Below are 14,869 nucleotides of genomic sequence, written 5' to 3'. Positions count from 1 at the left end.
GGATCATCGAACCGGGTGACCTAGTCGGCGATACGGCGTCAGCCATCTGGCCATCCAAGCGCCGGGAGTATCACTGGACTGCGACGACAGCGCGGTCAGCTGTTAGGGCCATCAAGAGGCGGGGCGGCTACGTTCTAATTTTCCTCAGCGGCCTCGCCTCGCTCGTGACCGTCGCCGACTACCTTTCCAAGTAGACGGCATCAGTCACTAGCCGCTTGGCCGGTCCACGGACCGGCCGGCGTCGACCGCACGCTCCTCGTCGCGCGCAATGACGACTGCGTCCCGAAGGTTTGCCCGCAGCATCTCGATGCCCCCCACATATCCGGAAAGCGCTTCCGCAGCTCGCGCCTCAATCTCCGCGGCCGAAGTGAGGCCTTCCGACACCAGCGCCCGAATATCTTCCCGATCGTTGTCGGCCAGCCGAGCGATCTTACTGACGGCGAGGTCAGTTGGCGAAAGCACGCGCACCCGAATGTGCTTTAGACCGAGGTCAACCGGGATCGAGTCTTCCTGGTAGTCCTCGTGCATCAGAGCAAATGTGGGGTTGTAGTTGGTGTCGAGGTAGATCGCTTGAGTAACGCCGTTCTCTAGCTTCACGTCCACCAGCAAATCTTGGGGCAGCATCACCCGACCCGCGAACTCGGCGTCAACATCTGTGGTCACTCTGCTGGCTGTATAGAGATGGACAGCCATTCCGCCTGCCAAGTACACGGTCAGCGGTTTTTGCAGCGATAGGCGACCTTCAAGTTGCTCCATCAGCTCCCGGAGGCCCTCGGCTAGCGCGGTGTGGGTGTAGAAGCCGTCGGACATATCAAGCGTGGCGCAGGCTCATCGTCAACATGTCCCGAAGTCGAGGAACGCTCAGCACCCAACCATTCCTAACAACGTCGCCACTCGCTACAAGGTCAGTGGGATGCTGGCTGAAATAGGATTCGCTTACAGTCAGGAGTCTATCTGCCTCTGATGGCATCCGCGGTCGAAGGACCATCGACGCGAGCCGAAAAACGTTGGCCTCACGTTGATCGGCAGCGCGCGCGAGCTCACCCCTAGCTACTGCTGCGCAGCGGCTTAGTAAGGTCTGCTCAACGTCTCTGGACGACATCGCATTGCTCCGATCAGAGGCGGCCCGATGCCGCCATCGAGGTCACTTTACCGGTTTATATTGTCAATCTCAAACACTCATGCTTGCTCGCCCCATAAGTGACCCATAAATCTCATAATATCTATTATGTTAAATATGCGACGTCCGGACTGGGTCGATGCTGTTATGCAGCCGTGCGATCGCCAGATCGGCGGGCCCTCAACGCGAATTCTTAGCGCTCGCCGGCATAGCGATTCCGTCATGCCTCAGATGCGGGGGTGCTGGGACAGCGTTTCGGCCGGTCCGAATTAGTCTGGTCTTGGTCCTTTCGGATCAAGTGCCTTTTGAATAGCCCACAGTAGACCGGCGGCGACGAGCCCTCCTAGCAGCAATCCCCCGGCCATCTTGGCTTTGCTGAAGGCATCATCCTGTGCGGAAGCTAGTTCCTCCGGCGCAAAGTCGGAAGCAGACCAATACTGCTTTTCGTCTGGCCGGGACATACAGTGCGGCTTTGCCAAAATAGAACAGTCATCATCCCCTCTGGGGCCGAGACGAGAGTCAGCGTTTGGGCCCCAGTAGGCGCGTTCCAAATAGTCAGCCATGTTGTCCTCTACAGATGTGCCTGGCGGCGATAGCCCGCAGGATGCTTGAGCGGAGCCGGGCCGCGCGCAAGTGCGATCGCAGTGAGCGTATATTTTTGCGGCCCTTGACCCATGAAGCTTGGGGCAGTTTGCGTTTTCTTTTAGAATCCTGAGCCCGGACGGGCCGGACGCCGTGCTGGTTGCAGGCAGCGGACTCATAATCCGCCTCCGCGTAGGACATCGTGGGTTCGAATCCCACCCGGCCCACCACAATCATATGGTTCCGAGCGTTCGCAATACAAGCGGGAACAGAGGGAGCCGCGGATCCAGGGCGGCGACTTGAAGCTGGACGATGCATCCGCTCTAGACTCACTGGTCGCTAAATCGCCGATTGGAAGCTCCCGCGAGTGGCACTTGCCAAGCGCCCTCCCCTTTCCCAAGTCACGCGCTTTCTGGCGGCTTGCCGCCCACGACTCGGCCTCGCCGAATGAACAGCTGCCGGCGGTAGCGGAGGGAGAGCCGCCCGGATGGAGTTCGTGGCCGTTAGTTGCAGGCAACTCATCGAACTGAGCCGCACGACAGGTCGCTCCAGTCTCAGCTCTCGTGTCAGCACCAATAGAAAAGGCCCACGCTAATCGTGGGCCCTAGCGGCTCGATCCAAAGGTGTACTACTTGGGCTCCGCTTGCTCCGATGAAAACGAATCCACAATTTCCTTCAGTTTCTCCGCCAATTCCTCTTGGCGCTCAGCTGGGATGTCGACAAGCTCAAGGCTCAGCCGGCCATCGGGGAACGTCTTCAAGTGTCCGAGGGACCCTCCCCCGTCTACTTTGAAGTCGTAGAGCTGGTTGTACCTGATGCGTCCCTTCTTGCTTGGCGTGTTGACGGCCGCCAGATCCCTGACCTGCAGTTCGAGTTGTCGGACAGTCTTCTTGCCGTCGATCACCGCGGACAAGGTCCTGTCAGCCGTCAGCTCGCCCGCCTTTTCGAAGATCAGCTTGATGAAATAGGACGCTTGCAGGCCCACTTTGCTGGCTGACTCCGCCATTCGTTCGAGAATCGACCTGGGAAGCGTGTTCAACGACAACACCTTACTCACATAGGCTTTATCGCGCCCCACCCTTTCGGCCAACGAGTTTTGATCCTCAAAGACAGAGTCGTCCAGAAGTCGGCGCCAGGCGATAGCATCATCGAAAATCGTCTGGCGTTCGTGGTCGTTGTTCGCCCTGTAGGCGGTGGAATATAGCTCTACGGGCGACTGGTCTGCTCGCAGCTCGGCGTCGATCCATGGCTCGCCGAGCGATTTCGTCGCCCGCAGCCGCCGCTCTCCATCGATAACCACATATTTTCCGGGGTACTTCGGCAGCTGCGTGACCTTGATAGCCTCAATCTGGCCATCCCGCTTCAGCGTAACCGCGAGTTCCTGGATCTTCGCCTCTGGATAGAACTCACGGGGGTTGTATGGGTTTGAGATGCAATCCGTCACTAAGATTCGCATCCGCCCGCCAGGATTCACCGCCGCGGCAACTGGAACTGCTTTACTCGTTGGCGGTACGACCGTGAGGGTGGGCGCAGCCGCAGGATGTGCCGGGGATTGTGCATCACTGTCGGCGTCTGCACGTTCCTTCTCGTCCAGCGCCGCTTGTTCGTTGGTCAGGCCCTTCAGGAGACCTGCCGCCAGCGACAGTGGCGAAGCAGGCGCTTTCTTCTTGGCGTTATTTTGCTTACTCATCTAACTCAACCTTTTTTCTTTGCTTCGGCAATGAAGGTGGACAGCTCGACCGCCAATGCCTCGATCTCGGCCTTTGCCTCCTTCAGCCCCCTCATGTAGCGCGAGCACTCGTGCACCGTGGTACCAAGAGCAAAGACTTGACGATAGATCTCGCGCTGAGCAATTTGACTCTTTAGCAGGTGGGTACCCACGTCCTGTTCTTCGAGCAGTTTGAGGATCTCGCCTCGCATCTTCGTCTTGCCGTTGACCGCGTTGAGCATTAGCGCCGAGTTCAGGCCGGGGTTGTCCCTGCGTCGAATCGCCCCTACCTCGCGAATCATTGCGAGCGTACTGAACAGATCCGCCGGAGACGGGCCAAGCGGCATAAGGCAAAAGTCAGCCACCTTTAGCACTTCCGGTGTGCGGGGGTCCTCCAGGTTGCCAGGACAATCAACGACCACCAGATCGTATTTCCGCTGGAGCTTCGTGATCTCGTTTCCGATTTTGGCACCTGCCGGTGCGAGGCTGGATACTGCTACTGCAAGGGTTTCCGCGCCACTCGTTGCCCAGCGCAGAGACGTATTTTGCGGATCGGCATCAACCAAAGCTGTTTCAACGCCGCCGAGCTGAAAAGCAGACGCAAGGTTCAGCCCCACCGTCGTTTTGCCAACCCCGCCCTTCTGGTTCGCTAGTGCAATCGTGAAAGCCCTCTTCATGAGTTCGCTCCTCAGTTCCTATCTTTTGCGGATTCTATGCATCACAAAATATAGTGGCAAGATAATTTTTCTTAACATTTGATTTGTGAGCCATCAGTGACTTTTTTGATGCGTTTAGTTGCTGTGCGGCAACAGAGCTGTTGTCACGTAACAACCTGGTCTGCGAATCTTCCCTCCTGTTTCCTTCCCCTTCCTCGCGTACGTATTGTTTGAGCGTGCCCTAACACCGCAAAGGAGTTGTCACGTAACATCCGAAGCAGCACTGCTCTATTAACCGAGCCTTCGCTGACAGAGTGAGATGCAGCGGTCGATTGGAATGTCCGACTGCGCCGACTCAAGCCGGTAAATTCCGCGTCCCGAAAATTCAGGTCCTGCTGCGTATCGCGTCCGCTTGGTTACGTGGCAAGAGAAGAACGAACAGTGAGTCAAGTTCCTAAGACCGATTGACCAGAAAGATGCGTCGTTGTTACGTGACAACCGCGAACAGTGCATTTCGTCCAAATCTCGCAAACGTTTCCCGAGGATTGCGGAGAGAGATCCCACTAGGCCGGAACCGTCGTTGTTACGTGACAACCGCGAACAGCCCATTCGGTCCTGATCTCGTAACGTTACTTCCCAAGCATTGCGGAGAGAGCTCCCACTAGGCTGAACCTTGTTGTTACGTGACAACTCGCCCCGCGGGATTTCGCGAAATCTTCCGACCCAAGGACTATGACCACCCGAAAAGAAATGTCGCATAGTAGAAGTGCCTCGTGCGGCACATAAACGCAAATGCGTCTCATTCACAGTTGTTACGTGACAACGAGATTGACGGAAGCATTTCGCCTGCAATGTCTTCTGCTCGGAAAAGGCTATCTACGGACCTCTGGCCAGATTGCGCCCTGTTCGCCAGACGGTTTCCCAGCGTCGCTCAGAATGATCACCGTGTAGCGATTGGAAAACAGAGGAGGGAGGGCGGATTGCAGTCGCTAGGCCGCTTGGCGGGCCTCAGACCAACGTTTCGCAAATTGAGCGAGTTCAGTCTTCAGTGCCTTACGGGCCATGATGATAGCTTCCTCCGGCTTCGCCTTAACCTTCGAGCGTTTGGCAGCCATCTTGAACGTTGGCTCACGATGCAGGCTGTCAATGAGCGCTAGACGCTCCTCGGCACCCAATGCGTTGAAGATTGCGATCCCATCCTCGATATCCCGCTCCAGATTGCGAGAGAACTCAATCTCCGCCGCCGGAAGGCCGGGCTCAACCACCAGCTTATCGACACTGGTACCGAACGCAGCCTCTCGCTCCATATCGCTCAGACACCAGCCTTCCTTGATCGCCCGCATTAGATAGGCACCAGGCGACTTCACCTGCCCAACCTTGATGCGATACTTGACGAGCTCGATCGCGGCACGGATACGCTCATCCGTGTTCACCTCGCGATTGCTGGTGATCTCGTTGATTTGTTTCTTACTCAGTCCAAAGGACTTCACCAAAGTGTCGTAGAGATCCTTCAGCTCGTGAGGTTGCGAGAAATCGAGTACAAGCTTTCCATCCGCGTTGTCACGAAGCTTGAACCGCAAGGCAGCGACGCGCCGGGAGCCCGGGGCTGTCTTGGTTTCATACTCGATGTAAAGGTCGGTGAGTTCATTGATCTGAGCGATGCTTTTATCGATGACATGGCGCTTAAACTGCTTGTATTCGGTAAGCGACTTCACCGTGTCAGCATTGACCCATTTCCGAACCTCTTCCACCGGAATCCAATCGGTCGTTCCCATGAACCGGAGCGAGCCAAGGCGCTCGTAAAGTATGTACGCGTACTGGCTCAGGGCCGCGGACATCCGCAAGGACAGGTACGTGTAGCGCCGAGGATCCTTCAACTGCCGGCGGATCATCTCATCGACTTTGAACACTACGCGGCCGCCAGCGATCGCCACAGAGCCTAGAAGGGGGACCGATACCCATTGTGGATCGCCGCCGGCCTCGTCTCCAACAACGACTTGAACGGAGGAGCTCTGACACTCCCGCAGAGCCTTTTTCAGGTGCGCAACGTTGTTCGAGTTTTCAAACTTGGCCAGCCACTTGAAGTAGCCGAACTCAATGTCATAGTGGGGGAGGTCAGGGTTCTCAGATACGGTGAGCCAGAGTGCGTTGATTGCACGTCTGGCCAGAAGCGACATTGGAGAAACGTCAATTAGTACATTGGTCTTTCGGTATCCGATCTCACGCGACGACTCCGTAATCGCAGTATTGGGCCCCAGTTCCTCGCGGACCGCGTTGAAGATATCGAAGCCGAGTTGCTCCTGGAAATTCTTCGGGACGTTTGACATGGAGAAGGCGCCCAATGCACTAAGTGACGGACGGTAATATCTCCGTAATGGTGTAATGAGTCAAGTATACGATTGCACCTTTGCGCAATGCTGTTGTCCTCGCGCACCAATAGATGACACTATGCCCACCAGCCAATAGCACCATCGTCGCACCCCGATACCTCGAATCCCAAGCCGGTCGAGGTTTTCCGGCTAGGCAGGAGGGCAAAGCCAACGGTTAACACCTTCCACCAATCACTTGCACCTTGGCACCAACCAATTACACCTTCCCAGCCCAATGAGTAGCACCTTTGCGGCCCAATGCGGCGCACCTTTAGCCCAAAAGACTTCACCTTGACACCAATAGTTAACACTTTGCTCGATGTAAACCTCTGATTTTCCGAGGGAAAAAGGCTCTCGTATACGTTAGTTGGTTTACGTAAACTAAGCTGCTAGCTATCCGCAAATATTTGCGGAACGTCAAAACCCTGGGTACTTATCCACAGTATCGGCTCTGACCGACCGACGCCCCTTGCCTTTACTAGGTACAGCCGGCGCCTGCATCGCAACCAAAACTAAACAACGCTCGCCGTCACGACAAGCTCAAGGTGTAATCGATTGGGCCGCAGACCAAGGGATCGCAGCATCGCGTACTTGATCGAGCCAATCCGCCAAGGAAGTGCCCCGAACTTCCCGTCGCCCCTTGGTGCAACGCTACGCTTCTCAAAGCAAAGTGCAATCATTTGGGCCGCAACAATGCAAGGTGGCATGCCTTGGGCCGCAAACTTCAAAAGCCGCGGTATCTCCGATCAGCCTCGGTCAATAGAGCTAAGGTGTCACGTATTGGGCCGCGAGACACTAAAGGTGCAATCCGCTGGGCCGCAGCGGTCTTGGCTAGGTGTCATGCGTTGGGCCGCAAAACGGTAATGGTGCTAATTGTTGGGCCGCAAACGGGAATGTATGGTGCAATCCGTTGGGCCGCAAAGCTCTATGGTGCATCGAGTTGGGCCGCAAACGCGCAGGTAAGGTGTAATCCGTTGGGCCGCAGTACCCTCCTGGACGAAAAAACTAGGCTATGTACTTGGGGAAAGGTGCAATGGATTGGGCCGCAAGCCTGGGACACATCACTAGACGGAAGTGCGCGCCTCCAAAATGTGCTGAAAAGTACTCCTATTAGGTTGATGAAAAGGCCGAAACTAAAGTGTGTAATCGCTTCAGAACGGGTTTGCGCAAGGAGAACACCAAACCGTTGCACCTTCTGCGGAGGTTTGCGGCCCAATCCATTGCACCTTTAGCGCGCCCAAGCGCGCTGTAGTGCATTTGATCGCGTGCAGGCGCGCTCGCGCGCGGCCAAGCGCCTTGATGCGCGTACAACGACAGATCACGTAGCGCGCTCAAGCGCGTCATGGCGCGCTCAGGAGTGTCGGAACCAGAAGAATTCTCCACGGAGAGTGGGAGCGGCGGCTCGTGACGAAAAAAAAGCCTGGAGCTAACCCCAGGCTTATGTTGGTTCGTGAGAGCGCGTTTAATGAATCGACGGCCGGGAGAGCGACTGGCGCTCAACCTGTGGTGCCAGCGCCGGCAGTTCCAGCCCCGGATTTCTTGTACGCAAGTCGGCGACGACGTCAGCTGGAACGTGATCGCCCCGCTCATACGCAGCAACCACGAGGTCACTGTGCACGATCGACCGAACCGAGTGGGGCGTCAGGCGAGGGTTATCAGCATGAAAGAAGATCATCGCCTTGCCACCTGGTATCTGAAAGGTACGCGAGTCACAGTCCAGCGCACGATCCAGCAGTTGCGTGACCGAGGATGCGATCCATTCCTGGCGCGGCGCGAGCTCAAGCCCTGCTCGTCCGACAGACGCCCGATCGTATATGCGCCCAAGCTCGGCGCGGAGAGCGCCGAGGCCTTGAGCCCCCGCAGGCGCACGAGGACCCTCAACGACCTGCATCCGCGATTCCTTTACTCCACTGCCTCTGGTGACCGGAATGGCAAGGGACGAGAGCTCGAAGTCCTCAAGCGGCATACACCACGCGTCGATGTCGGCCAATCGCGCCGCGCGCGCCGCGCGCAAGGCCTTGTTGCTTTCGACGTCGGCTGCAACCACTTTGCCTTCTTGGTCGAGGAGCCTGTACTCGACCATGTAACCGCGGCGGACCTGCTGCCAGACGAGATCCTTCAATAGCGGGTCTGTTTCTCGAGCGACATTGCTTGCGTGCTGCATGAACCTGACGATCGGCGCGGCCCCGAACGTATTGAGCATCATCCGCTGCGCGGACTGACGCCGCATCGGAGCCTCTGCTCCTGGTGGCACTTCGTACGGCTCTAGGTCGGGCTTAGGAGCAAGACCACGGCCGGTTCGCCAAGCATCCGTGAGGGCGACAGCCAGCGCCTTTAGCACATCGCGATTCAGCAAGCCACTCTTCGCAATGCTTAAAGGCTCGGCTGCGGATGCCCGAGAGACGTAAAGCGATGTTTCATCGTCATTAACTGTGGCGAAACACTGACCGGTCCAGTCAGCGGGCAGGTGGATCTCTTCGAGATGGAGGTTTTTTGTCATTCGTGGAAAGTCACGCTGCAGCCTGCAACGCCTCAACTTCTTGTTGTTGTTGTTGTTGTTGTTGTGCACTCTGAACCAGCTTCTCGCCTCCCAGTGCTCCAATGAGGGAGGCCACCAGCTTGCTAAGCTCGCCGGACATCAGCACAAAATCGGAATTGAATCTCGACTCTGCGTCGTCACTGTCGTCCTTGGCTTCGTCTCTGATAACGTCGAGAGCCTTGATCTTCTTCAGGCCCAGCTTACTTGTGAGCACGAAGGAAACGCGGTCTTCCCATGTCATTGCCAACTGGGTGCAGCGTTTGCCGTCGGCCAAATGGTGGCCTAAATCTGCCACCTCGAGCCTGTGGTTGGCGAACTTGACTGTGGACTTTCCCTCTCGTGAATCTTTGAGCTCTGCGTCCTGGTCAACCGTGAAGCCGGCAGGTGCTTCGTCGCTCGCGAGCCAATCGGTCATAGCGGCAGCTGGCGATAAGTTGCAGTGCAACGGAGTAGCCTCGAGTCGATCAATCGAACCGAACAGGGCTCCGACGATTGTTTCGACCTTCGGGCCATGTGCGTCGATGACGATCAAGCTGTTGATCGAATCGATCCATACCGTTGTCTTGCTGCGCGTTGCAAAGGCTTTTGGTAGGAGCTCCCGGGTGATTTCTTCCTTCAGCTCCTTCATTTGCTTGCGACCTACCTTGTATCCCTGGCGAGCTTGAACGTCCGCTGCTCGGGCAGCCAAGGCGTCCTTCACCACCGCGCCTGGTAACACTTTCTTCTCGACGCAGAAAGTAAGAAGTACTTGCTGGCCGACGACATGGGCCAGCGAGCCGTCGGCACAGGTTGAAACCCAGCCGCTTGCGGTGAAATCACTGCTGCCACAAGGCGTGAATGCCTGCTTGCTGAGCGCGCTGTCGAGGGTTTCGATACGCTGGCCGAGGCGTACGAGCCGAAGCACGGTTGCGTTCTTGAGCCACATGGTGCGTCCTTGGTGAAAACCGACCTGCTAGGGCCAGTTATTTTGGAAAATGCTGATACAACGAAAGATATGAAGGCGTTCTAGATGCGTGGGCGGAGGGGTGCCGAATGCCGATCCTGTCCCGCGGAAGGCGACGTGAGGGGTACGTCAATACGACGAGCCTCCGGTGTTCGATCAGTGCGGCCGTCCTCAAGAATGCTGACCGATCCGATAGATGGGTCGTAAATCGCCACGTTCAGTTCGTGGCCACGGTTGAAGTAGATCACCGAGCCGGGCATAGCACCATGCCGGTTATAGGCGCGATCGAACCAAACCCCCGCGTCGAGCAAAAGCTGCTCCGCATCGGTCTGTGAGTTTGCGTGTTGGCGACCGGCCCAACCCGCGACATAGTCGATGCGGCTGCGTGCAAATTCCTGGCGGACGAAGATGGCCAACTGGCTCTTCAAGGCCGTAGCCGGAACCCGAACGGTCGGCCCTAAGACCCGAGTGTCGCCAAAAGCCAATCCCCCAAGCCAATTCTCGCCGTCGGCAGCCCTTATCAGGCGACAGACATCCATCGTGTTAGCGTCCTCTACCAGATAGATGTCGGCACCTCCATTCCTGCGGATATCCTTAAATCCACGGCGCGCGACCTCGAAGAAATAACCCGGCGTTCGCCGCTCACGATAGGCGCAGCGCCACCAATGCGCGATCTGGGCTGCCGAGCGAGGCTTGGCAAGGAAGCGACCTAGGTCGTCAAACTCTAAGTCCCGTTCATCAGCATACTCAATCGCGCTCCGGACAAACGCTCGATCTGCACAATGGCTAAGTGCCAAATCCTCGTGGGCTTCGTCGGATCCATGGCCCGTGAGGTCGATCTCGAGGAGACTGCGAGCTGACGGGAAAGCCCGCGCCAGCTCATCCAGAAGAAGTCCAGTAAGGCTTACAACCTGAAGCGTCAGGCCCCGCGCTTGCGCCTGTTTCTCCAACTCGACGGCAATCGCTTTGCGTTCATACGCCGAGACACCGTTCAGACCAATAATCTGGGGTTCCATAGTTTTGACCTTGGCTCGGGTGAACGGGGCTATCGCATCCGCGGTCGTGTGGCCTGCGGGCGGTCGTCATCCGAGTCATCCCGGCCCGTGCTCAGCCAAATTCCCGGCGGCCAACTGCTCGAAAACTGCCGCGACGAGCTGAACGTCTGACGCGCTGCTCTCGACGTTGGCCTCTCGGGCCACCCGACGCATCCAGGTGAAGAAGCCGTCGGCAGTACGCCCGATCACACCGAACGTTCCGGCAACATCAGCAAAATCCCGCACATCGTCGCTGGGGAGCGCAAGCGCGCCAGTCTTCCAGAGTGAAAACGCATGTGCGGCTGCCTCGCGGGGGTCATGGCACTGCTCTGCGGCCTGGCGAAGTCCGCGCTCGGCAAGGCATTTGACGGTCAATTCGTGTAGCGGAGATCCAACCCGGAACGCTCGATCGATCGCTTCGTTTTTCTCTTGCTCGATGAGATGCTCTTGCGCGTAGTGCCAGCACTCGTGATAGAAAACGCGATCGGGTTCCTTAGCGCGCAGGGACAGAAGGATCATTCGGTTGATCTGGCTTCCCGCAACCTCCAATCCTGTCGCATCGTAGATCTGCGAGGCTAGCCTGACAGATGCGACCGAGCCCAACATCTCTCGGGCGCGGCTCAGATAGGCTTGCTGATGCTCGGGCAGATCGTCGCTAAGCGCGGCGAGGGTGCTCTGCAGCACGTCACGGGAATACATGGGCTGGGGCTTCAAGAGGGCCTCCCTTGCTTGTGGTGTCATGTCAAACCCGGGCACGCTGAGCTCGGGGCCATTCTCCTGGAACTTGACGGTCGTCATCCTGATCTTCTGATCACTTCCTTTGAGAGCCTTGTCGCCGATCTTCGGGAGGATCTTTAGGTAAAAGTCATTCAAGCCGTCGGGGTTACTCTCATTGTTCGAACCATTTCGCATGTTGCCCGTGATCCAGGCGACACGGCGAATGTCAGGATTTTCGGCCGCCCGTTGAAGAGTCCGGCGCAGAATCAGCCCTGACCAGAGCTCGGTATTCGTCACGAAAGGACCTGTGGGGATGCCGTTCCAATCCTGGCGACGCCCACGCTGTGCCCAGTCCGACTGGATCTCTTCAACCATGAAGAGGTCACCGCGGACGGTCGTCCGAGCATGAGCTAAGAGGTTGGCGATTCGCTGCCCAGGACGCTCTGGGTCCTCCATTTCGGAAAAGTGATGCTGCGAGAAATCGTGAGCCTTCCCAACAGATGCGAGCAATGCTCGGCGCTCAGCATCGAGCCGGACTACGGCGCCCGGGTCCTGGGCGAGACGATTCAAGTCAAAGTCCAGCTCCTCGAGTTCGAAGCGAATTTCATCCATCCGGTCTTCGATGTTCGCTCGCTGACTGTTGAGGACATATAGCGTCTCCTGATAGACGCTAGGACCAGGCTGCTTGTACCTCTCGTACTTCGGCCGCGCCAACTCGATCTCCTTGATCGTGGGAGTGGTTGACACCAGCAGTTGCAGCAATTCCTCGCGCGTCAGCGATTGCTTTGGGTCGCGAAGCGCCAAAGTAGGCAAAAGATTCGAATCGTCGATTTCGTTGCCTTTCACACCCTTCTGCGTCAGCTTTCCGATCAAAGAGATCCACTGCGCAACCGGAGCCTTCGTCTGGGACTTGGCGATTTGATCTGCCAGGACGCTGAAGAGCCGGGAGGAGGGACCGGCGTTGAGGTATCGATATGGGCTTCTCATACGGGTCAGGTCAGAGACGGCGAGTGGACGCCAAACAATCGGCGCAAAGTTATTTTGTCGTATGATTATAAGTGTAAATTTGTTGAAGCCGACGAAATGGCCATCTTGTCCAATCCAACCTTCGAGCGCACCGTCTCGCGGCTAGGCCTGCGCCGCATTGAAGAGGCGCTACTCTGCGCCCCGGCCAGGCATCAGGATTTCCGTCGAGTAGCGCAACGCTTTGCGGAGGTGGCTGGAGTCGAACGTGCTGTTCCGATGCTGGTGCGTGTAGTCGAACGCGACGAGGAGGATGGCAGGGAGCCGATTCTCGGCTATTCGTCGGGCTCCAAGGTTCCGCTGAGCTCGCCCTTCGGGCAAGCGACCGCCAGGCTCGACATTTCGGTGGCCGACGCGGCGGGCATGCGGGCGACTATGGGCATCTTCGGCTCGATCTGGGGATGGAAGGACACTAAGGTTGGTGACTCCCTTCTGATCATGGCTCGGCCGGTACGCTTCGGGTCAAAGCTGTGCCTGGACAACGTAGAGCAATTGGACACACGCTACGTCGGTAAAGTCATGCCGGTCTACCTTGGCATTCAGGGCCGGGTGGCGGGCAGCGCGGTTAACTCCCTGGTAGGCCATGCCTTAGATCAGGATGTTGATCTGGCGCTGAGTGCCGCGGTGGCCGCGATCTGCGAAGCATGTGGTCTGTCCGAGGAGCAGATTCTCGAAGCTTGCGAGGCGCCGGCGCAATTTGTCGATCTAGAGGACCTGTTGGCTGGGCTGCATGCGCCAACGACCCCGGAAGAGGGCAGTGCCGCGCTCGTTGTCTCCAAGCGCATCGCCTGCTTAGCGATTCAGGCAGCGGCCTTGAGGCAGAACGCACGCGTTGAGCACCCGGATGCTGCGATCGGCGCCGGCGGAAGCGGGAAACTCGTCGATCGGGCCGCGGGTTTGCTTCGGTCTCAGCCAGAGGAGCCTACCGGCGACCAGGAACGCGCCGCTGCCGGTATCGCCGCTGCCTTACAGAGCCGCACGCCAATGAAGGGATTGCTCTGTGGTGACGTTGGGACTGGCAAGACGCTTGCCTACCTCGCGCCTGCAGTAGCCGCCTGTCAGTTGGGCGCTCGTGTGGCCATTCTCGCACCGACATCACTTCTGGCCGACCAGATCGCTAACGCTATCGTTCGCCGCTTCGGCGACAAAGTCGCCGTGCAACGAGTAGAAGCTGGCGGGAAAATCGTTGACCCGCAGGCGATCCTCGTCGGGACCGCGGGATTGACCACGGTAGCTGCGAAGGCCAAGTACATCCCGAACTTCCTCATTGCGGACGAGCAGCACAAGCTCGACACGACCACTCGGGAGCGAATGGTGGGCCCTTGGACCCATGTCCTCGATGTGTCTGCGACACCGATACCACGCACCATGGCGCTGTCGCTATTTCCCGGGGTGCAGGTTTTTACGATTGAAGAGCAGCCGGTTCAAAAGTCGATTCAAACCCTCCTCATCGATGTTGGGCAGCGAAAGAGGACGGTTAGCGCAATCCAGACTGCAATCGCGTCTGGTAAGCGGGCTGCGATCCTCCTGCCTCGAGTTGGCACTGAGACCGCACCTGGCAAAGATGGTGATGTTGATGCCAACCGCTCGTCGGTACTGAAAGCTGCTGAACAGTTCGAAAAGGCGTTCCCTGGCAAGGTGGCCACCCTTTACGGGGATATGAGTGACGACGACAAGCGCGACGCTATCGAAGGCGTACGCAGCGGTCGTACGCCGATAGTCATCGGGTCAACCGTGTTTGAGACCGGCATCGACATACCGGATGTGGCTGTCATGGTGATTCGCGATGCAGACCATTTCGGCACCTCTCAGCTTCACCAAATGCGTGGCCGCTTGGCTCGCGCCGGAGGCCTCGGTGAGTGCTTTCTGATGGTTGATGACCTCACTAGTTTGTCGGCGGAGACCCGCAAGCGACTGGATGTCATGACGCGAATTTCGAACGGGTTCGAGCTCGCAGCACATGACCTGATCAATCGTGGAGCGGGCGAGCTCGAAGGCACCGCCCAGAGCGGCGCTACGTCGAGCGTATTCAAGCTCATTCCGATCCGCCCCCGAGATCTCCTCGATAACAGGATTGACCTCCCGGGGACGCTCGAGCGGGCAGAGGAGAGGGAAGGCTCGACTAATAGGCGCCATTCGCAGGATCGGCTCTTCAACTAAGAGGGTCCTTGGGACCCG

9 protein-coding genes and 1 tRNA gene are annotated in these 14,869 nt (G+C 57.7%); 2 read left to right on the top strand and 8 right to left on the bottom strand.

The window, feature by feature from the left end; genetic code table 11:
- Positions 1-207 precede the first annotated feature (207 nt).
- On the bottom strand, positions 208-810 hold the full coding sequence (locus AAHB16_RS15140) for a DUF6036 family nucleotidyltransferase (protein WP_342051322.1): 603 nt from the start codon (positions 808-810) through the stop codon (positions 208-210).
- A 1,033-nt stretch (positions 811-1,843) separates the two neighbouring features.
- On the opposite strand from AAHB16_RS15140, the gene AAHB16_RS15135 reads away from it, so the two are divergent.
- Positions 1,844-1,932: transfer RNA gene (locus tag AAHB16_RS15135), tRNA-Ile, on the top strand.
- A gap of 398 nt (positions 1,933-2,330) precedes the next feature.
- Here AAHB16_RS15135 and AAHB16_RS15130 read toward each other — a convergent pair.
- From AAHB16_RS15130 to AAHB16_RS15100, 7 genes are all read right to left on the bottom strand, one after another.
- Entirely contained in the window at positions 2,331-3,392 is a 1,062-nt protein-coding gene (locus tag AAHB16_RS15130; protein WP_342051321.1) for a ParB/RepB/Spo0J family partition protein, read from the bottom strand.
- 5 nt (positions 3,393-3,397) lie between these two features.
- Entirely contained in the window at positions 3,398-4,087 is a 690-nt protein-coding gene (locus tag AAHB16_RS15125; protein WP_342051320.1) for a ParA family protein, read from the bottom strand.
- Positions 4,088-5,055: 968 nt separating this feature from the next.
- A complete protein-coding gene (locus AAHB16_RS15120; protein WP_342051319.1) occupies positions 5,056-6,393 on the bottom strand; it encodes a replication initiation protein in 1,338 nt (445 codons plus the stop codon).
- A 1,504-nt stretch (positions 6,394-7,897) separates the two neighbouring features.
- Positions 7,898-9,004, bottom strand: a complete 1,107-nt coding sequence (locus AAHB16_RS15115) for a hypothetical protein (RefSeq protein WP_342051318.1) — start codon at positions 9,002-9,004, stop codon at positions 7,898-7,900.
- Positions 8,946-9,899, bottom strand: coding sequence for a recombination-associated protein RdgC (locus tag AAHB16_RS15110; RefSeq protein ID WP_342051317.1), 954 nt, complete (start codon positions 9,897-9,899; stop codon positions 8,946-8,948). The genes AAHB16_RS15115 and AAHB16_RS15110 overlap by 59 nt, the downstream gene beginning before the upstream one ends.
- Positions 9,900-9,979: 80 nt before the next feature.
- Positions 9,980-10,933 (bottom strand): hypothetical protein, encoded by a 954-nt coding sequence (locus tag AAHB16_RS15105; RefSeq protein WP_342051316.1) that lies wholly within the window; start codon positions 10,931-10,933, stop codon positions 9,980-9,982.
- Between the two features lie 75 nt (positions 10,934-11,008).
- A complete protein-coding gene (locus tag AAHB16_RS15100; protein WP_342051315.1) occupies positions 11,009-12,655 on the bottom strand; it encodes a hypothetical protein in 1,647 nt (548 codons plus the stop codon).
- 96 nt (positions 12,656-12,751) lie between these two features.
- Here AAHB16_RS15100 and AAHB16_RS15095 point away from each other — a divergent pair, with 96 nt between their 5' ends.
- Entirely contained in the window at positions 12,752-14,851 is a 2,100-nt protein-coding gene (locus AAHB16_RS15095; RefSeq protein ID WP_342051314.1) for a helicase-related protein, read from the top strand.
- Positions 14,852-14,869 lie beyond the last annotated feature (18 nt).

The organism is Cupriavidus sp. OTU4054 (assembly GCF_038440175.1).
Classification (GTDB): domain Bacteria; phylum Pseudomonadota; class Gammaproteobacteria; order Burkholderiales; family Burkholderiaceae; genus Cupriavidus; species Cupriavidus pauculus_D.
The sequence above is the reverse complement of the archived record's forward strand: the minus strand, read 5'-3'. Positions and strand labels throughout refer to the sequence as shown.

Bases quoted from the DNA above. Each gene is read 5' to 3' on its own strand.
- AAHB16_RS15140 (WP_342051322.1), bottom strand. From the start codon at position 810: ATGTCCGACGGCTTCTACACCCACACCGCGCTAGCCGAGGGCCTCCGG.
- AAHB16_RS15130 (WP_342051321.1), bottom strand. From the start codon at position 3,392: ATGAGTAAGCAAAATAACGCCAAGAAGAAAGCGCCTGCTTCGCCACTG.
- AAHB16_RS15125 (WP_342051320.1), bottom strand. From the start codon at position 4,087: ATGAAGAGGGCTTTCACGATTGCACTAGCGAACCAGAAGGGCGGGGTT.
- AAHB16_RS15120 (WP_342051319.1), bottom strand. From the start codon at position 6,393: ATGTCAAACGTCCCGAAGAATTTCCAGGAGCAACTCGGCTTCGATATC.
- AAHB16_RS15110 (WP_342051317.1), bottom strand. From the start codon at position 9,899: ATGTGGCTCAAGAACGCAACCGTGCTTCGGCTCGTACGCCTCGGCCAG.
- AAHB16_RS15105 (WP_342051316.1), bottom strand. From the start codon at position 10,933: ATGGAACCCCAGATTATTGGTCTGAACGGTGTCTCGGCGTATGAACGC.
- AAHB16_RS15100 (WP_342051315.1), bottom strand. From the start codon at position 12,655: ATGAGAAGCCCATATCGATACCTCAACGCCGGTCCCTCCTCCCGGCTC.
- AAHB16_RS15095 (WP_342051314.1), top strand. From the start codon at position 12,752: ATGGCCATCTTGTCCAATCCAACCTTCGAGCGCACCGTCTCGCGGCTA.